Annotated in this window: 22 protein-coding genes; 2 read left to right on the top strand and 20 right to left on the bottom strand. The window is 54.3% G+C overall.

Annotated elements, in window-relative coordinates; genetic code table 11:
* Positions 1-75 precede the first annotated feature (75 nt).
* Together J3482_RS11860 and miaB are read right to left on the bottom strand one after the other, a co-directional pair.
* Positions 76-516, bottom strand: coding sequence for a YlbF/YmcA family competence regulator (locus J3482_RS11860; RefSeq protein ID WP_223204013.1), 441 nt, complete (start codon positions 514-516; stop codon positions 76-78).
* Positions 513-2,003 carry a tRNA (N6-isopentenyl adenosine(37)-C2)-methylthiotransferase MiaB gene (gene miaB / locus J3482_RS11855; protein ID WP_146821817.1) on the bottom strand — a complete coding sequence of 497 codons (1,491 nt, stop codon included), beginning with the start codon at positions 2,001-2,003 and terminating at the stop codon, positions 513-515. The genes J3482_RS11860 and miaB overlap by 4 nt, the downstream gene beginning before the upstream one ends.
* A 111-nt stretch (positions 2,004-2,114) precedes the next feature.
* Here miaB and J3482_RS11850 point away from each other — a divergent pair, with 111 nt between their 5' ends.
* Entirely contained in the window at positions 2,115-2,363 is a 249-nt protein-coding gene (locus J3482_RS11850) for a hypothetical protein (RefSeq protein WP_021294807.1), read from the top strand.
* Here the strand turns inward: J3482_RS11850 and J3482_RS21555 are convergent.
* The 5 genes from J3482_RS21555 to J3482_RS11825 all read right to left on the bottom strand — a co-directional run bounded on the left by J3482_RS21555 (position 2,360) and on the right by J3482_RS11825 (position 8,749).
* Complete coding sequence (locus J3482_RS21555) at positions 2,360-3,631, bottom strand: YheC/YheD family endospore coat-associated protein (protein ID WP_146821816.1); 1,272 nt, start codon at positions 3,629-3,631, stop codon at positions 2,360-2,362. The two genes, J3482_RS11850 and J3482_RS21555, sit on opposite strands and share 4 nt — an antisense overlap.
* 18 nt (positions 3,632-3,649) lie before the next feature.
* Entirely contained in the window at positions 3,650-5,119 is a 1,470-nt protein-coding gene (locus J3482_RS11840) for a putative amidoligase domain-containing protein (RefSeq protein ID WP_146821815.1), read from the bottom strand.
* Between the two features lie 26 nt (positions 5,120-5,145).
* The gene (locus J3482_RS11835) at positions 5,146-6,525 is read right to left on the bottom strand and encodes a YheC/YheD family endospore coat-associated protein (protein WP_223204012.1); all 1,380 of its coding nucleotides are present in this window, start codon (positions 6,523-6,525) and stop codon (positions 5,146-5,148) included.
* Between the two features lie 98 nt (positions 6,526-6,623).
* Entirely contained in the window at positions 6,624-8,000 is a 1,377-nt protein-coding gene (locus J3482_RS11830) for a YheC/YheD family protein (protein WP_206922462.1), read from the bottom strand.
* A gap of 440 nt (positions 8,001-8,440) precedes the next feature.
* On the bottom strand, positions 8,441-8,749 hold the full coding sequence (locus tag J3482_RS11825) for a hypothetical protein (RefSeq protein ID WP_021294814.1): 309 nt from the start codon (positions 8,747-8,749) through the stop codon (positions 8,441-8,443).
* Positions 8,750-9,588: 839 nt separating this feature from the next.
* Here J3482_RS11825 and J3482_RS11820 point away from each other — a divergent pair.
* Positions 9,589-10,980 carry a recombinase family protein gene (locus J3482_RS11820; protein WP_206915704.1) on the top strand — a complete coding sequence of 464 codons (1,392 nt, stop codon included), beginning with the start codon at positions 9,589-9,591 and terminating at the stop codon, positions 10,978-10,980.
* Here the strand turns inward: J3482_RS11820 and cotE are convergent.
* The 13 genes from cotE to J3482_RS11755 form a co-directional block, all read right to left on the bottom strand.
* Entirely contained in the window at positions 10,977-11,456 is a 480-nt protein-coding gene (cotE, locus tag J3482_RS11815) for an outer spore coat protein CotE (protein WP_146821812.1), read from the bottom strand. The genes J3482_RS11820 and cotE overlap by 4 nt on opposite strands.
* A 269-nt stretch (positions 11,457-11,725) precedes the next feature.
* Positions 11,726-12,670 (bottom strand): dipeptidase, encoded by a 945-nt coding sequence (locus J3482_RS11810; RefSeq protein WP_223204011.1) that lies wholly within the window; start codon positions 12,668-12,670, stop codon positions 11,726-11,728.
* 39 nt (positions 12,671-12,709) lie between these two features.
* Complete coding sequence (locus tag J3482_RS11805; RefSeq protein ID WP_021294820.1) at positions 12,710-12,970, bottom strand: stage V sporulation protein S; 261 nt, start codon at positions 12,968-12,970, stop codon at positions 12,710-12,712.
* Positions 12,971-13,101: 131 nt separating this feature from the next.
* Positions 13,102-13,884: a TIGR00282 family metallophosphoesterase gene (locus J3482_RS11800; protein ID WP_146821810.1), complete on the bottom strand. Its 783-nt coding sequence runs from the start codon at positions 13,882-13,884 to the stop codon at positions 13,102-13,104.
* A 182-nt stretch (positions 13,885-14,066) separates the two neighbouring features.
* Positions 14,067-15,614, bottom strand: a complete 1,548-nt coding sequence (gene rny / locus J3482_RS11795; RefSeq protein WP_146821809.1) for a ribonuclease Y — start codon at positions 15,612-15,614, stop codon at positions 14,067-14,069.
* Positions 15,615-15,863: 249 nt separating this feature from the next.
* Positions 15,864-16,529 (bottom strand): regulatory protein RecX, encoded by a 666-nt coding sequence (locus tag J3482_RS11790; protein ID WP_188332128.1) that lies wholly within the window; start codon positions 16,527-16,529, stop codon positions 15,864-15,866.
* On the bottom strand, positions 16,507-17,577 hold the full coding sequence (gene recA, locus J3482_RS11785; protein WP_146821807.1) for a recombinase RecA: 1,071 nt from the start codon (positions 17,575-17,577) through the stop codon (positions 16,507-16,509). The genes J3482_RS11790 and recA overlap by 23 nt, the downstream gene beginning before the upstream one ends.
* A gap of 559 nt (positions 17,578-18,136) precedes the next feature.
* On the bottom strand, positions 18,137-19,714 hold the full coding sequence (locus J3482_RS11780; RefSeq protein ID WP_146821806.1) for a DEAD/DEAH box helicase: 1,578 nt from the start codon (positions 19,712-19,714) through the stop codon (positions 18,137-18,139).
* A 132-nt stretch (positions 19,715-19,846) separates the two neighbouring features.
* On the bottom strand, positions 19,847-21,091 hold the full coding sequence (locus tag J3482_RS11775; protein ID WP_206915702.1) for a competence/damage-inducible protein A: 1,245 nt from the start codon (positions 21,089-21,091) through the stop codon (positions 19,847-19,849).
* A 19-nt stretch (positions 21,092-21,110) separates the two neighbouring features.
* Positions 21,111-21,689, bottom strand: coding sequence for a CDP-diacylglycerol--glycerol-3-phosphate 3-phosphatidyltransferase (gene pgsA, locus J3482_RS11770; protein WP_021296400.1), 579 nt, complete (start codon positions 21,687-21,689; stop codon positions 21,111-21,113).
* Between the two features lie 58 nt (positions 21,690-21,747).
* On the bottom strand, positions 21,748-22,239 hold the full coding sequence (locus J3482_RS11765) for a YajQ family cyclic di-GMP-binding protein (RefSeq protein ID WP_146821804.1): 492 nt from the start codon (positions 22,237-22,239) through the stop codon (positions 21,748-21,750).
* A gap of 31 nt (positions 22,240-22,270) precedes the next feature.
* Positions 22,271-23,284, bottom strand: a complete 1,014-nt coding sequence (locus tag J3482_RS11760) for a helix-turn-helix domain-containing protein (protein WP_188332127.1) — start codon at positions 23,282-23,284, stop codon at positions 22,271-22,273.
* A gap of 37 nt (positions 23,285-23,321) precedes the next feature.
* On the bottom strand, positions 23,322-24,038 hold a 717-nt coding region (locus tag J3482_RS11755), incomplete at its 5' end, for a DUF3388 domain-containing protein (protein WP_206922461.1).

Genomic DNA, 24,038 nt, shown 5'->3' with positions numbered 1-24,038 from the left:
AGCCTATTGCCGCCGCGGCCCTTGTCGGTAACGTACGCCGACGCCATCGGTAGACCGCTTTGGAACACGTCTGTATCAATGTGAACACGAACAACTGCCACCAGTGGAACAACTTCCGCCAGAACCGCATTGGCGTGGCCCCGGCTCGACCGGCACTTCGTCCTTTAACCGCGCCAAAAGTACCAAAATCACTTCTTGGAGCATAGCGTTCAACTCATCCTGCGCAGCTTTGTATTGCAACGCAACCGGAATCTCCGCCAACCGTTCCTCAATGCGCGCCGTCTCTTGTTTGATGCGCTGGTATTTGTCGCTTTGTTCTCCCAGCCGGTCCTTAAGTACGAGCAATCCGTTCGTCTTCTTCTTCAGTTCATCAAACAGTCCTTGCGCTTCCTGATGGTGCATCATTTTATCGCGCGCCTGCCAGTACATACTCGCCGCTTCCGAACTGGCAATTTGGCTCGCAATGGCGTCGACTTTATCGAACACCAATTCGCGCGTCGGCTCCAAGATACTCACGAAACGACCTCCTCGCGATACACGCATTGCCCCTTTAGAAGGAACGTTTGTGGATGGGTGATTTCCACGTCGACATGTTGCCCTTTTAGTGAAATATCCCCTGGGAACAACACCAAATGGTTGGTACGCGTGCGACCAGTGAGCACCTCGCGGTTGGTCTTACTTTCGCCTTCGACCAGCACCTCGACCACTCGCCCCTTCAGCGCTTGGTTGCGCGCAAGGCTAATCTGGTACTGGACATCGTTCAGACGCCGCAAGCGATCTTTCTTCTCTTCGAGTGTCACCTCATCCGCAAACTTCGCCGCCGGCGTATTTTCACGAGGGGAGTAAATAAAGGTAAACGCATTGTCAAACTGAACCTCGCGCACGAGTGACAGCGTGTCCTGAAAAGCCGCTTCGGTCTCGCCAGGAAAGCCGACAATAATGTCCGTCGTCAAACTGACGTTGGGAATCGCCTTGCGAATCTTGTTCACCAATTGCAAATAATACTCCCGCGTGTGCGTACGATTCATCCGCCGGAGAATCTCGTTGTTGCCCGACTGAACCGGCAAGTGAATGTGCTCGACGACGTGTTCACACTCGGCGATGGCCGCAATCAGGTCGTCCGTGAAGTTCCACGGGTTCGACGTCGTAAACCGAATGCGGTCAATGCCCTCGATATCGTTTACGGCGCGCAACAGTTGGGCAAACGTGATGGTTCCCAAATCCACGCCGTAATCGTTGACGTTTTGCCCCAGCAAGGTGATTTCCTTATAGCCTGCTGCGACGAGTTCCCGCACTTCCTTGATGACGTCCTCCGGTTCACGGCTGCGCTCGCGCCCCCGCGTATACGGAACGATACAGTAGGTACAGAACTTGTTACACCCGTACTGAATGTTGACCCAGGCTCGGACGCTATCCTTGCGGACTTTCGGAATATCTTCCACCGTCTCTGCCGCCTTCTCCCACACTTCCATCACGGTTTCCTGCGATTGTTTCGCAGCGGTCAAAATGGCTGGCAAGCGATGGATGTTGTGTGTGCCAAAGACCACATCAACCCACGGAAATTTCTCCAATACCATCTTTTGAACGCCTTGTTCCTGTGCCATACACCCACAGAGCCCCAAGAGCAATTCCGGGTTTTTCGCCTTGAGCGGACGCAACCGGCCAATTTCACCAAACACCTTTGCCTCTGCGTTTTCCCGCACAGCACAGGTGTTGAACAAGATAAAATCAGCAAACTCGTCGCTATCACTCTGTTCGTAACCCATCGCAAGCAATAGGCCCGCCATCACTTCCGTGTCGTGCTCGTTCATCTGGCAGCCGTACGTCTTAATCAGAAACCGATATGGCGACCCGTCAGCCCGGCGGCCGACGCGATAATCTCGCACTAATTCTTCTATATCGTAAGCCACACGCTCCACTGGATTGGGGCGATGTGTGCCAAAGGTCAGTCCAAGGCCTTGTTCCAGACGCCCTTCGCGCGCAAGCTTGACCAAGTTTTCCAACCTCAACAACTCCTTGTGCCCGTTCAATTGAATGTGATTGCACATCTATCACTTGATGATACCATAATGTCAGATGCGGCTCACGTGGAAATATTAGAGGAGGGCTCCGAAGTGTCGGACAAGCTGACCATCCCGACGTTCGAGGTGTATGTTCTTTCGCAGGAGGAATGTTTCGACGGGGCAGTTGTAGCGCCAGACAAGCAGTCATTTGCGAGTGACATGCCAGACATCGACAAAATCATTCAAAACCATCAAGCACTGCTCGTGTACGACAGCACTTGGCGCTACATCCCGTTTCACCAGATTCGCATGATTACTAGAGGAAAACGGCGGTTCGCGTTAGCCTGGCCACTCGCCTAAAGGCCCGCTCGCTCCCGCAGATGTTGGATAACGCCTTCCAGTGATTTGCGGCGAATTTCAGGTTCATCAAACTTCATCGGCTTGGCATTGGCCTCAAAGAACCACGCATGCCCTTGTGGGTCAATGCCGATGTCCATCGACATCTCCCCTAATTCTCCCTGGTACCCGTCGTCAATGGCGCGCGCCGCGTCCAAGACGGATTGAACAAGTCGGTCATTCACACGCTCTGCGGCATCGCCAAACGCCTCCTTGAGTACCGTATCGGCATTGGCAATCGATCCGCCGTTAGGCACATGCGTCGTAATCCGCCCGATACCACTGACCCGAACGCCACGCCCGACGACTTGCCAAGTTCCATCCTGCTTTTGCAGCAACACGCGAAAATCGCACGGGCGACCGCGGTATTCGACGAGCGGAATGGCTTGTTGGATAACATAACGACCCGGTACGCGTTCCCGTTGTACCATCTGCCACAATGCGTCCGCCGTGGCGCAGGCATGCTTATTCGTCTGTCCTCGCTTGAGCACAGCCACCGTCCAGCCCGATTTCGCCGAATCAATCCTCACCATCCCGTGCCCGACACTACCACCTGCCGGCTTCAGATAAACGGAAGCGTGTTTTTGCAACATGTCAAAAAGTCTCTCCCGATTCAGCTCAGGTTCCGTATCCGGCAAAAACGAGGACAGGCCATGGTTTCTCACCAGCGCGTAAATTCGAGCCTTGTTGAAGTACTCGCGATTAAACATCGGAATCCCTAGCTGACGGATGACCTGTCGCGCGCGGATGGCACTCTTGCGCCGCTCCAGCGCGCGTGTCGGAATCCGATTATAAACAGCGTGCGGTCGCGGACACGGAATCCGAATCCAGCGTTGGTGCCCAAGGCGAACGTAGCCAAACCATGTGTTCCCCATGTGTACGTCGTTTGCCGCGACGACGTAGACAAACGCCCCTTGTTTGCGTCCGCACTCGATGACATCCCGAAAATTTAGCCTGGCCCCAACAAATCCATTATTTCCTTCTCCGGCCAAAATCGCGAACACCGGACCCACTTCAGCAACAGCTCCTCTCTCATACAACGAGACAGGACACCGATAGAGGATTTGTCCTTGGGGAAGGCTTTGTGTGATCGGCAACTGTGTCTGGCCGCCGAGCACGCGCGCGTAAGCTGGCCACTTTTGCGACTTTGCGGCCACCCGCGGCTGGACGACATGAACGATGTGGTTTTTCTGCCGCAACCACACCATTTCAGCATTTGGCTGTTGACTCACGAAAGCGACCCCTCTTCCTCATCGAGCACCTGCGACTTTTGCCCGCCGCGTCCTGACGTTCCCGGTGGCACGGGTGCGCCTGGTTGGAATGCCCCATTCGACGCGAACGTCTCTCTGTTCGTTCCACGTTTGGCCCTGCTCAATCATGACAAAGAGCGGCTCGATATATTCACGGTACTGAGTGTATGCGGCGTGTCGCCGAATCGTCTCGATATTTCGAAGGATAAGCGGCCGCAGTGCACCAATCTGCCCTTCGTAAAACGCGATTTGCAGACTCGGCGAGTAGATATCTGGAAGGCTGAAGTCACGGTAGTGCGATGCCAGCATGTGCGCGAGGTGAAACGCCGCTGTCGTCACCACTTGACTGCACACAAAGCTGCCCGGTGTCCGATACTCGAATCCCCCGTAATCTTTATGCCGAATGTCACCGAGATAGCCGTATTTCGGTCGCCGTAACCCAGCTGTCCGACGGTCCTCCACTGCCATCAACGGTAGTCCTAGATAATTGTCAAGCACTTTCACCAAACGACTGGAGAAGGGTACGCCGGAAAAGTGAATATGCCCACCGGTGCAGTACGGTCGAAATGGCATACTCCCCGCCCGCCATTCCACATTCGGTCGGTTGATGCGCTCACTCGCCTCGCGCATCAGTCGCTTCAAGTTCTGCAAAAGCCCGCCCGGCGTCGGATCCGGCGCCGGGCGCAGTTCCATGAGCGGTAGTCGCTTGCCATCAAAATTGACACTCCGATCATCGCAGCCAATCCGCCCGCGCCGCGTAAAATAGTTACTCGCCAGCACCATCTTCCCCTGTGGATTGCGCAGCATAATTTCGATATCCGTGCCAAGCGTCACTGTATACGTGCCCCGCCGCGCTTGTTCCTCGCGCTCCATAAAGGCGGTCATGGCATCCTTGTACATCTCGAGCAGGCGGCCCTCAAGGACAGGCGTCGCAGTGACGTCCATCACCTGCAACAATCCCTTCGGACCCACCCCAATACTGACCATGCCGAAATCGAGTCCCAGCGCATGCAACGTCCTCGTCGCCAAAAAGACCGCTCGGCGCGTCTGTTTATCTTCCGTCACGGAGATTTCGTGAAACGACGCGTGCACGCGCGATATGCGGGCACTCGACCAGCCGGCGCCCGAGTCGGATCGAAAACAGCCAATCGGCACCAAATCGAACATCGGAATGCGGTATTGCCGAGTAAACGTCGTAATCCCGCCGGATTTTGTCGATCTCGGCGCCACCCGGACACCGACCCGCCGCAAAAATTTAGCCATTTCCACCCGCGATGATATGCGCTCAATTGCGTCCTTGGTGTTGAGCACGGCGCCGTGTGCCGGGTCACTCTCCTCCGCAGCACCCCAGCGCACCAGCACATCCGAATCGGACACGGAATTGGTCGCACGGTATCGGGAGAGTCGCGATAAACTCGCCAACAGTCGTTTTGCGGAGGGTTGGTTTCGGTGTAACAGGTAATACGCCATACCCCACGTCCCCCTTTCTCCGAGTTCTATTTCGCCGCCTTTGTCGCCAAATAGATGGCATACCTCATCGGCCGTTCGAATGAAAGGTCTACCAGGTCTTGACGTCCCTTTTCCGTCGTTGGCGTCTTTCGAGGTTTGGAATTCACCTCAATAATCCACACTTTTCCTGAGGTATCTAAACCTAAATCAATGCCAAGTTCCCCAAATGTGCGACCAGCACCCTGTTCGAGGGCATCGACAACCTGGCGGGAAAGCCGCCGAATTTGAGCTTTCGCCCGGTTCCGCTGCTCGACTTTTGGAAGGCATTCGGCAAGTGCTTGATCAACCGGCATCGCGTCTCCGCCGCCGCTGAGATTTGACGTGAAATCACCGATTCTCGCGACCCGCGCAAACATTTTCGTGCGCTTCCACTCCCCGGTCTCATCCCGCTGCATCAGAATCCGAAAATCGACAGGACGATGGTGATATGTCGCGAGTGGCAGCCCCTCTTGCCAGATATACGGTCGATGTTTCAACCTTGTGCGAAATACGCTGAGGACTTTTTTTGCAGAAGCGGCCTTGCCACGGACAATCGCCGACGTTTTGCGCTTGACCTCGTACGTATACGACCCATCCCGCTGCCGGACGAACCGGGCAATTCCGAGCCCCAGGCTCCCGTGCAAGGGTTTTAAAAAGGTCACCGAATGCGAAGACAAAAATGCCTCGGCAGACGACATACTGGTATGTTGACGCGTCTGCGGAAGGTGCTGCCGGACTTGTCTATCCTCCCGCAACCATTCGTACACCTGCCATTTATCGAAAAAGCCGTCGTTGAAAATCCGGCTGCCGTAACGCTTGGACAGGGCCTCTCTAAGCTCCTTCGCATCTTGTTCCAATTTTCGCGAGTGCAACTGGTCGTAAATCACGTCGGGCAACGGCAACTCGCGCCGGTGCCACACACCGTCGTTCAAGACGTAACCGGTAATCGTACCGGCTTTCAAATTAACTGAATGGATACCGAATACAAAGCACACGGCACCGTGTTCGCGCCCAGCCTCCACCAAGCGTTGTAATACCTCCGTCTGACTACTCTTGCGAAGCGTACGAGCTTCTTTGTCCCACCTCGGATTGGAGAGAATGCCAATCAGAGGGCCGAATTGAATGCGCCCCCGTGTCACCCCCGCCGGCATTTGCCATGTATACTCTGTCAGGCGCAATTGCTCCGCCGCCTTACTGCTCATAGACAAGGCGTTGCGCGGTAACGCTTCGTCAATTACGGCCTCGAGTGTCACCCGCCGTCCGCCATGGACACACTCAATGGAACGAAACGGTGCTGCTGCCAGATAGCCGGTCGAGGGGCTCAGACGCAGAAGCGGTTTTGCACTTTTAAATGTGCTGACGCGTAACTGTCTCTGCTCCAGTTCCATGACTGGCGGCCCCCTCCTATGCAACCCGAACGCCTAGTCAGTGACGGGTGATAAACGGCATTGGCCGTACTCGCACTGACCATCTGGGTCGCCGTTGACTAATGTATTGCTCCACCATAGCCGGTTGCTCTGATAGCATATTCAAGCAAGTACTCGAGTGATAGACGGCGGGTGTCCTGTGACAACATGCGGAGCATACGGCGCCCTGGTGTGGGATTGACCTCGAAAATATAAATGTCCCCTTTTGGCGTCAACGCAAAGTCAATTCCGAGTTCTGCAAATGGGCCATAGCGCGCTGCGAGCGTCCGCACGACCTGGGACGCCAGTTTGTCCATTTTCGCGATGGTCTCCTTCACTGAATCACGCCCGACAATCCGGCGGACGAGATCTTCAGCCTTGCGCGCGTCGCCACCCGTGTGAATATTGGTAGTCACCGCGCCTTTTTGGCCAACTCGCGCCACTCGCGCCACCACCGTCGGTTCGTCGCTCGATTGCACGAGCCAACGAAAGTCGTACGGCTGTCCATCCAGCTTCGGCAGTTCCACCGTGTCCTGGACGACGGCGCGCGTCAAACGCGTCTGTTTCCAAAACGAAACACATTCGTCGATGGATTGGATAATGCGATGTTCAATCGTCGTACGCGGCTCAAATACCTTCGTCAGACGCTCTGTATAGCGCGGCACCACGCGTCGCTCAAACGTCGCTTCAATCAGGGCCCCTTTTCGCTGCAGACGATAAATCGATACCCCTTGCGATCCGCCAGGCGGCTTCACATACACGTCATTGCGCGCCATTACCTCTCGGTACAATTGCGTACCGCTGGTGCACATCGTGGTGCCCGGCAAATGGCGATTAAGCTCTGGTGTCGAGTGCAGGACCTGGTAAAGTGTCCACTTGTTACTACACTGGCTTGGTAATGTGTAGAGGCGTTTACGTAGGAGCAACTGCTGCAATTCGCGCTTTGCCACCTTTGCCCGCGGCTTCTTAAAGGTGCCCGCGCGCCGAATGACCAGGTCAGGGACAACGCCGCGCACCGTACGCCACGTTTTGGACACAGAATCATACACTTTGGCTGACCTTGCCGTCACGTCGCCAGGTGTCTGCACGACTACAAATACGCCTAATTGCTGCCCATATGTACAAAGTTCTTCAAACATGCGTGTCTGTTCGCCAAACGGTCTATCCTTCGCCGCAATCAAGTCTACGTACAACCCTAGTACAGGCCCCAATCTCCACAGGGCGTCGCCGATGCGCACGTGCAACACGCGGTTTTGGCCGAGGCCAAACAGGGCTTGTGCCAACGCCCGCGACACGTAAAGGGTCACATGCTTGGTTTGTCCTTGATTGCGCGTGCATTGAACCGTTGTCGCCCGCCCGCCGAAAACGAGTCGGTTTGGCAGTTTGGTGCCGTCGGCACCGCTCAACCGAACGTGATTCCCCCGCAAGCTCGAGCTGATTTCGACAGACATCCGCATGTTGATGACCTCCCTGAAAAATGGGCAGGGGTATTCCCCCTACCCACTTTTGTACCGTAGATCTCAGTCTTCGATTTCGACTTCTTCCAGGACACTTTCTTCCTCGAAGTAGTCGTCTTCGTCTTTCTTTTCAACCAACTCGGCTGTTAGCACACAGAGTTTCGTTTGTCACACGAAAAAACACCAACGGATACAAGCTCGTAAGCCTCGCACACGTGCCATCAGCGTCTATGTACCCGACAATTCCAGCCACCAGCTATTCCAACCAAGCTTTCTTGCTCGAAAATAAATTGGCAACGGAATTCGGTACAATTCACCGGGGAGAGGTCGTGAACATGCGCCACTACGCTTAGGTTGCGGCACGCAACGCAGATCTAAATACCCCCCGCCATCTGACGATGTGCGGGGGGTATTTAGAAAGAACCCGTTCCGTGCGTTCGTTATGCGGAGTGCTTGTCCACAGATTTGCGATGCCAAACCGAAGCGATGAGCGCCGCGGCTTCCTGTGAAAATGTGTTGCCAAGGGCAGAATAGCCACTGAGCGTACCAACAAACAGCTTATCCTGCTCGTCCAGTTCAGCCTGAATCATGTCGCGGATGGCCGAATGCGCGTACACCGACTTCAAAATCCAAACGCCCCGCTGAATTTCAAGGGCTTCCCCTTGATACTTTATCGCTTCTTCGATACGCGCCTCACGCGCGCGTGATTTATCTGAAGACAATTCATAAGTCACAATATAAATCTTCATCGTGTCCCCCACCTTTCGGCTTCGATAGGTTCAGTAGACTAACTATCTATTGATTATCATACGCCTACACGGTATCAACGCCTGTGAACAAACGATGACAGCTTCCTAGTGCTATAACGCCTGCTTACTGCATACAATCAAAGTGTTACGAGCGATGGAAGATTCCTGTGACCAACGCTCGCAGACGAGTGCTGGAGGGCGCTGGCCCCCTGGAATTCGCTACATCAAGATTCGTGTAAGCTCCACCTTACACGCGAGATCTTGGCGATTTTTTGCGCTTCCACTGACGCACCAGTTGCAATATGCCTGAAGCGACTTGAAGCACCAAAAGCAAAATTTTCAGGGCGGACATGAAGTCTTTCAATGTGGGTCTCCCCTCTCAATGCGGGGGCCAAGCGTCTCCTGTCTCATATATATTTCACACATTCCTATAATATTCCGCTTGACAGACAACACTTCTGCATGATATTTGCCCCAAAGCGCTACGCACCATCATCCCGGCTCTACACTACCGCCTACCCTGTTTATCCTGCGAGGGACTTTGCGAGTCGTATTGCCGATTTGTTTGCTGCGTCCGTGATTCGTTTATCTCACTGTCAACCGCACGCAGAACAAATTCCTGATAAGTTTTCGTGTGTGCCTTCGTCCATTCCCCCACAAAGCGTACGTGAAAGCGCCGTGTGTGATTCGACATCCAGACACCCCCTGTTAACCCCTATGCCAAGACGGGTTGTCTGCTTGCTAAACCACCACCCTGACCGGTGCGCGCAACAGATGGGATATCTTCGTTGTGGGCACGTAAAATGGAGTAGCACCGCTGTTGACGAAAGGAGTCTGACATGAAGCGGACGGCAATCTATATCCGCGTGTCGACCCAGGAACAGGCTTTAGAGGGGTTCTCGCTCGCGGCGCAAACGCAAAAACTCAACGCGTATTGTGAAAGTCAAGATTGGCAAGTTGTCGGCATCTACGCTGACGAGGGCATTTCCGCCAAAGATACACATCGGCCAAAGTTACAACAATTGCTGCAGGATATCGCCGCCGGAAATATCGACATCGTGCTCGTATACAAGCTGGATCGGCTGACTAGGTCGGTTTCCGATCTCTACCAACTTCTGCAATTATTCGACAAGTACCAGGTTGGCTTCAAATCCGCTACCGAGATTTTTGACACGACCACGGCCATTGGTCGCCTCTTCATCACGATGGTCGCCGCCATGGCCCAATGGGAACGAGAAACCATCGGTGAGCGCGTCGCCATCGGAATGGCACAAAAGGCACTCGAAGGTAAACGTGTGGCGGCAGCCGCACCGTTCGGATACACGAAAAATGGAGAGACACTCGCTGTCAATCCAACAGAGGCGCAAGTCGTCCGCGAAATCTTTCACAGATATGTAAACGGAGATAGCATTGACCGCATCACGCGCTGGTTGCGAACGACCGACGCACGGGGCGGGATATGGGATAATCACACCGTCTCCTATCTGCTCGAAAACCCGGTTTATATCGGCAAAATCCGCTGGGGATACCGCAGTGCTAAGACGTCACAGGAGACCATTCTGACCGACGGAAGCCATGAACCTATTGTCAATCTCGCCACCTGGCAAGCAGCCCAACATGCGCGAGAACGGCGCAAACGGCGCTCCCCGCGCGCAGGGACTGGAAAATTTCCATTTGGCGGTCTGCTCTGGTGCGCCAAATGCGGGGCGTCGATGACGGGGCAGTACAACCGCAAATACCGCTACTATCGTTGCAACAAGGCGCGATTAAAACAATGTGATGCGCGGATGGTACGGGCGGACCTGCTGGAGGCAGCTGTAGTGGACGCCCTGCAGCATCACATCCAAGCCGCCATCTCAGAATTGACGATTGACCTTGACGCGCAACGCGGACAACCGCGCGATACGGCAAAAGTTCACGAATCCTTATTGGCGCGCAAGCGGCGCCTGCTGGACGCCTATGAACTGGGCGGCGTCACCCTGGATGAACTCAGGGTAAGGTTGGCTCGACTGGAGGATGACCTACTGGAAATCACCGACACGCGTCACGCATCCGTTGATGCTGCGTCTATCGAACGGCGCGCGCACCTCATCCACGCACGCGCCAGCGATTTTCGAGCAGGATGGCATTCGCTTAGCACCGCTCAGCAAAGGGAATTACTTCAACAACTCATCGGCCGAATCGAGGTCGTGGGCACCGACGTTCAAATTACACTCCGGGATGTTTTTTAACGTAAATCAAGATGTCGTTTTATGTGACAAAGATTCGTTTGCCCAATGATTTCCGCGCCCAATTCTTTCTCCACGCGTACGAGCACTTCCGAACCGTTCCCAGCCAGGGTGGCGTCGAGACAGTTCGGGCTCTGAATGACACTCACGTGGACTTCGCGGGAGTCGCGGATGCACTCGGTGTCGAGATCTCGCAGCGCAATCTGCTCGACATAAGTGACAGTCTCCTTGGCGACAGCCGTCTCGGAATTGTTGTTGTGTGAGTACCATACATTCACATCAAAGCGACCATGAACCTCGACGTAATCTCCGACGAGTTCTGCCTCGTAGATGTGATTCATTACCCAGCAACCACCGATTGTACTAGGCCGATACGTGGGGCGGATCGTGTATGTCGTCTGTGCATATTTACTACCCCGGCCGCAGACCGCGTTGGCCATGATCTCACGGTAGTTGAGGTCTTTGTTTGAAAGCACCATGCGGCAACCTCCTCTGATTTGGCCCGGGTGAACGTTTGGTCATTCGCCCGAGTTTGATACTGTATCGGTATGCGGAGCGGGAGAAAGTGGTGAGTGCCGTGCCACTGTGTCTCCCTACGAGTCAGACGCCCAACCGCAACCACACGACATCGTATGCGGATGTCTACATGGGTGCGCATAGAGAACCGAGTGTCTTGTCAAGATGGGCTTGCACACAAAAAAGAGCGCCTTTTATAGGCGCTCTCCTGATTCGATTCCAATTCCCTCATTTACGCGGGCAACTGCCGCATCAAAAAGTCCTCGAAGTTGTCGAACAGCAACCGTTTCGCCAAGGCTTCGCCATATCGATTGGCAAGCTGCTCCGCGAAATTCGCGTAGTCGCCGCTGCGCGCCAAACCTGGCACAGGGTGCGACGTGCCATCGAAATCCGAGCCAAAGCCGACGTGATGTTCGCCGCCGAGGGTTAGGACGTGTTCGAGATGGCGAAACACATCGTCGACGGTCGCCTGCCCATCGGCGAGAAAACTCGCTTCAAAGGTGAGTCCCATCCAGCCATCTCGGCGAATGATTTCCCGAATCACATCGTCGGTCAAATTGCGGCGATGCTCGTGCACGGTGCGCGCATTCGCGTGCGAGGCCATGACAGGGCCATCGGTAATCCGCAGAATATCCCGGATGCCGGTGTCGTGGAGATGGGCGAGATCGATCCACATGGACAACCGCTGCAACTCCCGCACAACGGCCCTGCCCGCCCGCGTCAGCCCACCGCCGCGCAATTCGCCACAGCCGTCTGCCAACTCGTTGGCATCGTTCCATGTGAGTCCCATGCCACGCACGCCGAGCTCGTTGAGCATCCGCAACACCTCGACACGCCCTTGCAGGCAACCGCCCCCTTCGAGAGACAACATCGCGGCCATCTGCCCTTGCGATCTCGCCGCCCGCAAATCACTCCGCGATTTCACCATGCGAACAGTGGGGACACAAGCGATTTGCTGATAAAACGCATCAATCTCGCGCAACACGTCGTGCAACTGCCCCCCGGCGTCCGCCTGTGGCATGACGAACAGCGCGAAGACCTGCGTCGCCACATGACCCGCCGCTAAGGAAGGCAGGCTGGCTTCCAGCTCCGGTCCATGTTCCACGAACCGAATCTTTTCATTTAATAATTTCATGAGTACATCCACATGCGCATCCGCAACGAGCCATGACTGCAACGTATAATCTCCCCTCATTCCGAAAGCACATCAGCTGAGTTATCTTGGCTCCACAAGAAGTCGAATGGCGGTTCTGTCTTCACCATCGATTTGAATATCGGTAAATGCCGGAATACAAATCAAATCGACGCCACTTGGTGCCACAAACCCTCTGGCAATGGCGACCGCCTTCACAGCCTGATTCAGTGCACCTGCACCAATCGCTTGTATCTCAGCGCTTCCTTGTTCGCGTAATACCCCTGCCAAAGCCCCCGCAACTGAATTCGGATTTGACTTAGCCGAGACCTTTAATACATCCACGATGAAATGACCTCCTCTATCCCCTTCGGCAGTAGGACAATATATCGATATTGCAGAAATGTCCTGTTTATGCTACTGATGGGACAAGAACGACAGGAAAATCACCATTTCACCGTCACTGCGCAGACCACTTATGCGGATGGCTCCTCACAGTGGACCTGCTCAATTCGCAGCGCTTTGCCGCTTTCATCATCCAGTTCCAGCAATACTGCGCAGAATTGACGCGGCCCATCGGCCACCTCAAACTTCGTCGGCAATTGCGTTCGCATGCGCCGGATGACCTGCTCTCGCTTCATTCCGAGAATGCCATCGTGCGGTCCGACCATTCCAACATCCGATATGTACGCCGTACCCCCGGGCAGAATCCTGGCATCCGCAGTCGGCACGTGCGTATGCGTCCCCAGTACGGCCGACACTTTTCCAGCAAATGCCCACCCCATACCAAGCTTCTCCGAGGTGACCTCCGCGTGCATATCAACGAGTACGTGGCGAATCTGCGGATGGTCCGCCAGAATCTTGTCCACAGCCTCAAATGGGCAGTCCAACGTACTGAGAAACGTGCGACCCATCACATTAATGATGAGAACTTCGTGTTTCCCCACACGCACCACCGTAAATCCACGTCCAGGTGTCCCCTGCGGGTAATTGGCAGGACGCACAATCCGCATATCATCGTCAATAAATTCAAAAATTTGTCGCTGATCCCACGTGTGATTTCCCATCGTCAAGATTTCTACCCCAGCGTCATACAATTCCTCTGCCGATTGCCGCGACAGCCCCCTACCACGCGTCGCATTTTCTGCATTGGCGACCACCAAGTCTGGTTGCATCTCCGGCAGCATCTGATCAAGAATTTCGCCTACATATCGACGCCCGGGCTCCCCCACGATGTCTCCGATAAATAAAATTTTCACCAGTCATGTCCCTTCTGCCTACTATCCAAAGCTTACACGAAATCACGATTCATATTAGATTGAGAAAGCCTCCTACAATTTCAAGTCGCGGGGTTTGAAAAATGCGGGCTCCCCCGTGAACCCTCCCCTAACGACGATTATCCGCTGCATACACTGAAAAATAGAGTAGCCACACGGCTACTCTATTTTGCGTATTCAACGGCTCTAGTTTCTCGAATTACAGTCACTTTAATCTGACCTGGGTAATCCAGTTCGTTTTCAATCTTCTTAGATATCTCCTTTGCCACCAACGCAGATTCCGCATCGTCAATTAACTCTGGTTTGACAATAATGCGAATCTCGCGCCCTGCTTGAATGGCGTAACTCTTCTCCACGCCCGAAAACGATTCGGCAATAGATTCGAGTTTTTCGAGACGCTTCATGTAAATCTCCAGCGTCTCCCGACGCGCGCCAGGTCGTGCAGCAGAAATCGCGTCGGCCGCCGCCACAATGACAGATACAGGCGAGGAAAACTCCACGTCACCATGGTGTGCCGCAATGGCATTGATGACAATGGGGTGTTCCTTATATCGACGCGCCAGGTCCACACCGATTTCTACATGGGACCCTTCAACCTCGTGCGTGATAGCCTTACCGACATCATGCAGCAACCCACCACGTCGAGCCAACGCGACATCAAGACCCAGTTCAGCAGCCATCATGCCAGCCAGATGTGCAACTTCCACCGAATGCTTCAGCACATTCTGACCGTAGCTCGTCCGGAATTTCAGACGACCCAGCAATTTCACAAGATCTGGATGCAGGCCATGGACATTGCTGTCGAATGTCGCCTGCTCCCCTTCTTCGCGAATCAAGTCATCGATGTCACGGCGCGCCTTCTCAACCATTTCCTCAATGCGAGCCGGGTGAATTCGCCCGTCTGCCACGAGCCGCTCCAAGGCAACACGTGCAATTTCGCGTCGAATCGGGTCAAAACCCGAAAGAATGACCGCTTCCGGCGTATCGTCGATAATCAGGTCAATCCCCGTCAACGTTTCCAGGGTACGGATATTGCGACCCTCGCGACCAATAATGCGACCTTTCATCTCGTCATTCGGCAAATTCACGACCGAGACGGTGATTTCCGACGCGTGATCAGCCGCACAACGCTGCACCGCACTTGCGATGATATCCCGGGCACGACGCTCTGCATCCCGCTTCGCATCCTGTTCAATTTGCTTCACCATCACCGCTGCGTCGTGACGTGTTTCACGTTCAACCTGATTGAGAATCAGTTCTCGCGCACTCTCACGCGTCAAACCAGACACGCGTTCGAGCTCACGAACCTGCTCCATCCGCAGCGATTCGATTTCATCTCTCAAAGACTCAAGTTGTGCTTCCTGTTTGCGCAGTTCTTCAGCTTTCTGTTCTTGCATTTCAAGCTTTCGATCTAAGGATTCTTCCTTCTGCAATACACGCCGCTCCAGACGTTGAAGCTCGTTGCGGCGCTCACGAAGTTCCTTCTCCGCTTCCTGACGAATACGATGTGTTTCCTCTTTTGCTTCAAGAATGGCTTCCTTACGTCTCGCATCAACATCGCGTTGAGCGTTCTCTATAATTTGCAAGGCACGAACTTCAGCCGTGCCAATCTTAGACTCGGCCATCATCCGCCGAGCGACGTAACCAATGCCTAAGCCTATCAGCAAACCAACAACTGCTATGACAATACACAACCAAATGGGAACTGTCACAAGACAATGCCTCCCTGCTCCAGTTGGATAACCAACCGTTCGCGTCAATGTATGACGGATTCGAGCTAGAGGCCGTAAATGATACGCACCATATATTTTACGTGTTTGTCCAAATAAGTGTCAAGAAACCACCATTTTATTCCCAAACCCGGAATTCATCCCAATCATTCCCGCTTTAGTGCCGATTCGTACAGATGGGTACGATCCGCCCATCCAATCCGGACAAAATTGCTATGGTCTCGACTGCAACTATGCTTCGCCGTCGGCATGGCGAAGCACAATCTCCACGGCACGGCGCACAATTTCGCTGGGACACCCTTTTCTCGCCAAGTGTTGCATCATTTTCATTCGTGCTCTCGCGTCCTCCGGCAGACCATGACGGCGGATGTACTTGTTCGCCCACTCAATGGCCGCAGTCATCTCCACATCCTGCGCTAAGTGTGATGCAACTGCATCCTTTGCAATATCCCGTGGAATGCCCCGCTGTAACAGCTTTTGATACAATTGCTGCCGCCCCGTTCGCTTTCCATATACCTCGACAAATTGCACGGCATACGCCTCATCATCCAGCGCACCTATCTGCTCGAGATGGCGGATGGCATCCGATATAGCATCCGAATCCACGCCCTTGCGCTGCAAGTACGTCGTGACCTGCGCCGACGTCTTAACGCGTCCAGTCAGATACACGCGAGCGAGCTGTAAAGCATCGACCATGTTCGCCCGGCGTACGAACTGACGGATCACATCTGGAGGCACCTTTAACCCAATTTTCAGCCCATAATCAACCCAATCGGCAATGGGTAAAACAAGTGCATCGCGATGACGAAAAAGAACCCGAACGACGTTCGGGTTCCCCGGGACCACTTCGCGGCCCACAATCTCCTCCTGAAAATCAGGTGAGGCTGCCAAATTCAAGCACGTCCTCTTCGTCTTCATTTTCATCCTCAACCACTGCAGCCGCGATGGGTTTCGCAGTCGACACCTGATAGTGCTCACGTACAGCAGCTTCAATCTGATCAGCAATTTCGACGTGTTCCTTCAAGAACTGCTTGGCATTTTCACGCCCTTGCCCCAGCCGTTCCTCGTTAAACGAGTACCAAGCGCCACTCTTTTGAATGATATCAATCTCCGTGGCCATATCGATAATGCTACCCTCGCGAGAAATGCCTTCCCCGAACATAATATCGACATCGGCTTGACGGAATGGCGGTGCCACTTTATTCTTGACGACTTTAATGCGCGTACGCGACCCGACGACATCGTTCCCTTGCTTAATCGCTTCGGCCCGACGTACTTCCAAACGCACCGTCGAATAGAACTTTAACGCTCGGCCACCCGTGGTCGTTTCTGGATTCCCAAACATCACACCGACTTTTTCACGGATTTGGTTAATGAAGATGGCTATCGTCTTCGACTTACTGATAGCGCCCGCGAGCTTCCGCAGCGCTTGTGACATCAAGCGCGCCTGTAGTCCGACGTGAGAGTCTCCCATATCGCCTTCCAACTCATTTTTCGGCACCAATGCTGCGACCGAATCGACGACGATGACATCTACCGCACCACTGCGCACCAACGCCTCCGCAATCTCCAAGGCCTGCTCACCGGTATCTGGCTGCGAGATGAGTAACTCGTCGATGTCCACACCGAGTTTTGAAGCGTAAACCGGGTCAAGTGCATGCTCCGCATCGATAAAAGCGGCTTGTCCACCGAGCTTCTGCACTTCGGCGACCGTATGCAGCGCGACGGTAGTCTTACCAGAAGACTCAGGGCCGTAGATTTCAATGATTCGTCCACGCGGAAGACCGCCCACGCCCAGCGCAATATCCAGTGCGATGGACCCTGTAGAAACAGTCTCCACATTCATTTGGGCCGATGCTTCACCCAGTTTCATGATTGAACCTTTGCCAAATTGTTTCTCGATTTGTTTTAAGGCCATATCCAGCGCCGCGCGCTTGTCTCCCATGACACACCATCCTCAATTCTTATCAGGAATCCGGCCATCCTACACGAGGACCCGTTGCGAGTCTAGTTAGACGTCTCGATTCTCGATACATACATGTATTCGCGTTGATTTGCGTTCTTCCTTTGAACCTATTGTATCAACTCTATCAACAAATGCAAACATTTGTTCGCATAGAACGGAGACAAATTTGGATTGAGGGCCAAGCGGTGGCGGGCAGGACGGCAGCCGGAGAGGTGGAAGGCGGGTGCGGGGTGCAGCCAGAGAGGCGCGGGCGGGACGGGTTCATAGCGCAGATTATCTTCCTTATTCTCTTGATTTCGGCAAATATGCCAGACTTAATGTACAAATTTTGTCTTATGAATAAGACATGCCCGCCCCCTCGTCGCGAGCGTGCTGAGGTTCACAGACCTCAGCATCCCCCGCGCACCACAGCCGCGCCGCCACCTGCGCCCGCACATTCCCCCAATTGCAACAAAAGGTTACCCAACAGCGGGATTCCCGCCGCGGATAACCCTGTTTGCACTCGCCCATGCATCCGGCATGGGCGAGCGTGCGCCAATTAGCTTCTTGCGCGCGGTTTGGCTGGCTCGAGGTTGACGCGCGCGCCATTGATGCGGCTTTGACGGAGCGCTTCGTAGACGAACGGCGCGCTTTCCTCTTCAACTTCGATGAAGGTAAAGCGATCAAAAATGTCAATGCGCCCAACTGCTGCACCTGGCACGCCGGCTTCTTCCGAGATGGCGCGAACGAAGTCCGCTGGGCTCATGCGCGCAGTGCGGCCGATATTGACGAAGAAACGCACCATACCCGGGCGAGCGCCTGTGTCACCAAAGTCGTAATCGTCGCCATCCGCGCGGGAGCTTTCACCGGCAGACGCGATTTTCAGCAAGGCTGAGGCGATATCGACGGGATCGTGCTCGTCGATGAGGTTGCCAAGGATGGCGCGGTAATGTGCCAACCCGCCCTCGTTCAGCACGTCGACAATGCGATTGCGCCACATCTCCGCTTGGCGCTCAGCCACGTCCTCGAGGGAAGGAACTTCGCGCAGAACCATGCTGACCTTGGTTTCGCGTTCAATTTGCTTCAGCAACTTGAACTCGCGCGGCGTGACCAGCGTGATCGCCAAGCCATGCTTGCCAGCGCGGCCAGTGCGGCCAATGCGGTGGACATACGACTCTGGATCTTGCGGAATATCGTAGTTGATGACGTGCGTGACGTCGTCGACATCGAGGCCGCGGGCTGCCACATCCGTCGCAACCAACAGTTCAATCTCGCTCTTGCGGAAGCGCCGCATCACTCGGTCGCGTTGGGCCTGACTGAGATCTCCATGGAGACCATCGGCCATGTAACCGCGCGCCATCAGCGCCTCGACGAGTTCATCGACACCGCGCTTAGTCCGGCAGAAGATAATGCCAAGCTGCACTTCTTCACTGTCGACGATGCGGCAGAGACTTTCGAGCTTATTGCGCTCCAACACTTTGTAACAAATCTGATCAATACGCGGCACAGTGACTTCCCCACGGTTGACGGTGACGTGCTGTGGGTCGCGCATGTAACGGCCAGACAGACGCTTGACTTCGGTTGGGAAGGTCGCGGAGAACAACAAGGTTTGACGCGTCTCCGGCGTTTCGCGAAGGATGCTCTCGATGTCCTCGATAAAGCCCATATCGAGCATCTCGTCCGCCTCGTCAAGCACCACGGTGGTCACTTGGCTCAGGCGGAGTGTGCCGCGACGAATGTGATCAAGAACGCGGCCCGGTGTGCCAATGACGATTTGAACGCCTTGTTTCAAGGCGCGAATTTGGTGGCCAATCGATTGTCCACCATAAATTGGGAGAGAGCGGACGCGTTTGTACTTGGCAATTTTGCGGATTTCCCCAGCTACTTGAATCGCTAATTCTCGGGTCGGCGTCAGAACGATAGCCTGTACGTGATGGTCAGGTGTCACCCGATCAACCAAAGGGATACCAAACGCAGCCGTCTTCCCGGTACCGGTCTGCGCTTGCCCTATCACGTCTACGCCTTGCATCACAGTAGGAATACAAGCTTGTTGGATAGGTGAAGGCTCTTCAAAGCCCATATCGTGAATCGCCTGCACAACACGGCGATGCAAACCAAACTCTTCAAATGATGACATAAACTCACCTTTCTGTAGGTCATCGGCGCAGCATCACGCCCTGTGGCACGCTGCCACGCCAAACGCGCGATATTTCTCATTCCATGCGTGTGAGGAGAAAAACAAACAACAACCGTTATCCGACAAACAACCTCAGTCCATCATGCCAAGCAATCGCCAAAGCGCTTGCTTGCAGGTACGAAGCCGAACCTGTGCGCGCGACACACGATATTGCAGTCGATAGACTTGCGTCTGGTGTTCATTGGCGACACCGACATAGACCAAGCCCACGGGTTTGTCTTTCGTACCGCCACCTGGCCCAGCGATGCCAGTGATGCCAATCCCGTACGTAGTAGACAGCCGCCGGCGGACGCCTTCCGCCATCCACCGCGCCGTCGCTTCAGAAACTGCCCCGTCGCGCTCCAAGACATCGGCTGGCACGCCCAACAACCCTTGTTTGACGCGATTGTCATACGCCACGACACCGCCTAAAAAATATCCTGAACTACCCGGGATGTCGGTTAGCATACTCGCCAAAAGACCGCCGGTACAACTTTCTGCAACAGACAGCGTCTCCTGTCGCTCGGTTAGGCGCCGACCGACGACGCTTGGCAGCGTATCGTCGTCGACACCATACAAATAGGGGCCAAAGCGCCTGCGGAGCTCCGCCTCAACGGGTGCAATTTTTGCGCGGGCAGCCGCCTCATTGTCAGCCGTCGCCGTGATGCGCAACAACATTTCACCCTCGCCAGCCAGTGGAGCCACCGTCGGATTCTCCCCAGCGGTCAAATCCTGAATCTGTTGATCTACATCAGATTCACCAATACCACAAAAGTGTAATACGCGGGAAATCAACGCCTGCCTGTCGCCGAAAATCTCGGTAAGCCGCGGGAGAACAAAATTTCGGAGCATTGGCCGCATTTCCAATGGCGGCCCAGGCAAGAGGAAGAAATGTACACCTTTATCATAAATGTACTGTCCTGGTGCTGTTCCGTTCTCGTTGGGAATCAGTTCCCCGCCCTCTATACAATACGCTTGTTTGCGGTTTTCTTCAGGCATCTGCCGCTGCCGACCAGCAAAATACTGCATCAGGTGTTCGAGCGCCGCTTCCGATAACACCAATGGACGATTTAGAAAAGCAGCCAACGCCTCTTTTGTCAAATCGTCAACAGTCGGTCCGAGGCCGCCTGTGACGATGACGACGTTGGACCGTTTCGACGCAATTTCAAATGCTGTTCGTATCCGTGCTTCATTGTCACCGACTGCACCGTGATGGTACACGTATAGGCCGTTTTTGGCAAGTTCGTTCGAAATAAATTGTGCGTGCGAATTATTGATTTGGCCTAGCAAAATTTCTGAACCGACCGCAATGAGTTCCGCCTGACAGCGATTCGCCATCGACCATCATCTCCCGCCATCAATCTGTTACACGGATGATGCGTTTGTTCTTCCAAAAGTAGTCCAGACCGGATACGACCGTGATAACCACCATTAGGTACAGCATGAGATTGGCAAACGGAAAACCGAACCACGAAAATGGGAAATTGTTGATAATTAGCGCCACCATCGCAATAATCTGCGTGACCGTCTTCAATTTCGCCACGCGGCTAGCGGCAATAACGACACCTTCCGCTGCGGCGACCAAGCGCAAGCCCGTGACAGCAAATTCTCGGCTGATGATGACAATGGCAACCCAAGCAGGCAGCCGCTGCATCTGCACGAGGCTGATGAGCACTGCAGAAATAAGCAATTTATCTGCAAGTGGATCGAGAAACTTCCCGAAATTCGTGACGAGTTGCCGCTTGCGCGCGATATACCCGTCGAGTCCGTCTGTACTGGCGGCCAAAACGAATACAAAGGCCGCTATCATCTCACTTCCGGTCGTTGTTTGATGATTAATGGTAATGGACCAGAAATCATAGTGGATGAGGAGGACCAAACTCACGACAGGCACCAAGAATATCCTGGCTATCGTGATGCGATTCGCCAAGTTCAAACACCATCTCCCCCATCCCTAAAACTGCCCAAATCGGCACGTGGCACACACATGACACTCACCGATAATTCGTAAATTGAAGCGGCACGTCGATATCTGCCGATTTAAGGAGTTGAATCACCTGCTGCAAATCATCCCGATTTTTGCCCGTGACCCGCACCTGGTCTCCTTGAATTTGCGCTTGGACCTTCAGCTTGGAATCGCGAATCAGTTTCGTGATCTGTTTCGCTACGTTTTGATCTATCCCCTGTTGCAACGTAAACACCTGACGAACCGTGCCACCCGCAGCTGGCTCAATCTTACCGGGCTTCAACGCCTTCAAGGAGACATCCCGCTTAATCAATTTCGTCTGAAGCACATCGAGTACCTGGGACAACTTGTACTCGTCGTCGGAGATGAGGGTCAGCGCTTCACCCTCTAGGCGAATTTCGCTCTTGCTGCCCTTGAAATCAAAGCGCGTCTCAATCTCCCGGCGCGCTTGCGTGACCGCGTTGGTCACTTCTTGCAAATCGACTTTTGAAACGATGTCAAACGATGCATCTTTTGCCACAGTTCATCACGTCCTTGTCACTTGCGAAGCCTTACGATTGCTTCTGAATCAGAATAGTCACCGGATTCGGTGTATCCGGCATCGTCAGCGGCTTGCCGTTGACGGTCACTTGAACCCCTTCAACATGTCCGAGATTCAGCTGTAGTGTCTGATTGGCCGTAAACGTGCGCGTCTCTCCAGGGTTGACCATGTCGTTCGGGTCAATTTGATTACTGCCATCCGCCGTCACCGAAATCCAACATTGACCTTGTGAAACTTGTAATTTCACTTGGAGCTTCTTTACGTTCTGTACAGCGTATGTATGTGCGCCGTTTTCCATTGGCCCAGTTGTCACGACGACAGCTGGCGCTGGTGCCGCCGACGTCGTATTGTTCGAGACAGACGCGCTATTCCCCATCGCATTCGCGGACGTATTCGTCGGTTTGGTGGCCGCTGGAGCTGTCGCGGATGTCTCCGTCGTATTGTTGACCACCGGCGTTTGTCCCGCGTTCGCGTGGGTCGACGCGTGGTGTCCGCGAATGGCAAAATAGCCGCCCGCGACGACGGCCAATGCCGCAACAATAATCAAACCTTGGCCTACTCCGCCGCCAATTCCAATCCCACGACGCGTTTTGTCGACCTGCCCGCGAGCCGCTGGCGGTTTTTGTGACACACTCGGCGTCGATCTCGGCTCACGGATACGCGCCACAGCCTTACGCGCCCCATCCATTGGTTGCTGCGCCTTTTCTTCTTCGTCCCGGGTCACTTGACGGTCAACTGGCGAAGGCGACTCCTTCACCGTCGCCTTGTCCGGATTTTCAACAGGCGCATCCGTTTCCCGTCCATCGACATACTGCTGCAACAGTTCGAGTCCATCAAGGCCGAGCACATCGGCGTAGCTGCGGACAAAACCACGCGCGTACACACGTCCCGGAAGGACGCTCCAATCGCCTTCCTCAAGCGCTAATAAATAGCGCTTCCGAATTTTCGTTTTTTCTTCGATTTCATCCAAGTCATAGCCGAGGGACTCTCTTGTCGATCGCAGAACGCGGCCCAATTCTCGCACAGATTGCCCTCCTTCTTCCAAATGTGACACAGCACAATCACTGTGTCCACGCGCCGGGGTCTTCCACGGGCGCATCGAGAGGAAGCTCCTCTTGCGTCTCCCGCCGTAATTCAATGATTAAGTCGAACAGGTCCCACTGATACCGAGACCGTCGGACAAAAATGTCTGGATGCTCAATCACAATTGGTGCAGGCATGCGCAGGACGTCATCGACACAGCGCAGATGTTGTTCGTCTCCACGAAGTGCCGAAACGGCTCCATCAATAATATACACGAAATGGTCGGATAAAAAATCATTCGGTGGCAATTCCTTCAGCATCGTCTGCTTCAATAACGTCGAAGAGACAAACAACCAACGCTTATTCGCGTAAACACTCGCGGCAACCACCGACTCCGTCTTCCCCACGCGAGGTTGCCCACGCACGCCAATGACTTGCCTGCCCGGCCGCTTGAAAATTTCACCCAAGAAGTCGACCAAGACGCCCAATTCATCGCGGACAAATCGATACGTCCGCGCCTCCGTATCACTGCGCTCAATGAACCGCCCGTGTCGAAGCGCTAATCTATCGCGTAACGACGGTGCGCGCAAAGCCGTCACTTCGATATCGTCCATCGACGCCAGCATCGTCTTGAGGACGTCCAAGCTGTCAGGCCTGTCCGTCTCAATCAAAAAGCCCCGACTTTCCACCGACACACCGGCCAACTGCAAAATGTTAAAACCGAGCATTCCCAAAAGGCTTGCAATATCACCGAG

The sequence above is a fragment of the Alicyclobacillus suci genome (assembly GCF_017329615.1).
Taxonomy (GTDB): Bacteria; Bacillota; Bacilli; order Alicyclobacillales; family Alicyclobacillaceae; genus Alicyclobacillus; species Alicyclobacillus suci.
Note: the sequence above shows the minus strand (reverse complement) of the source record. Positions and strands in the feature narration are given on the sequence as shown.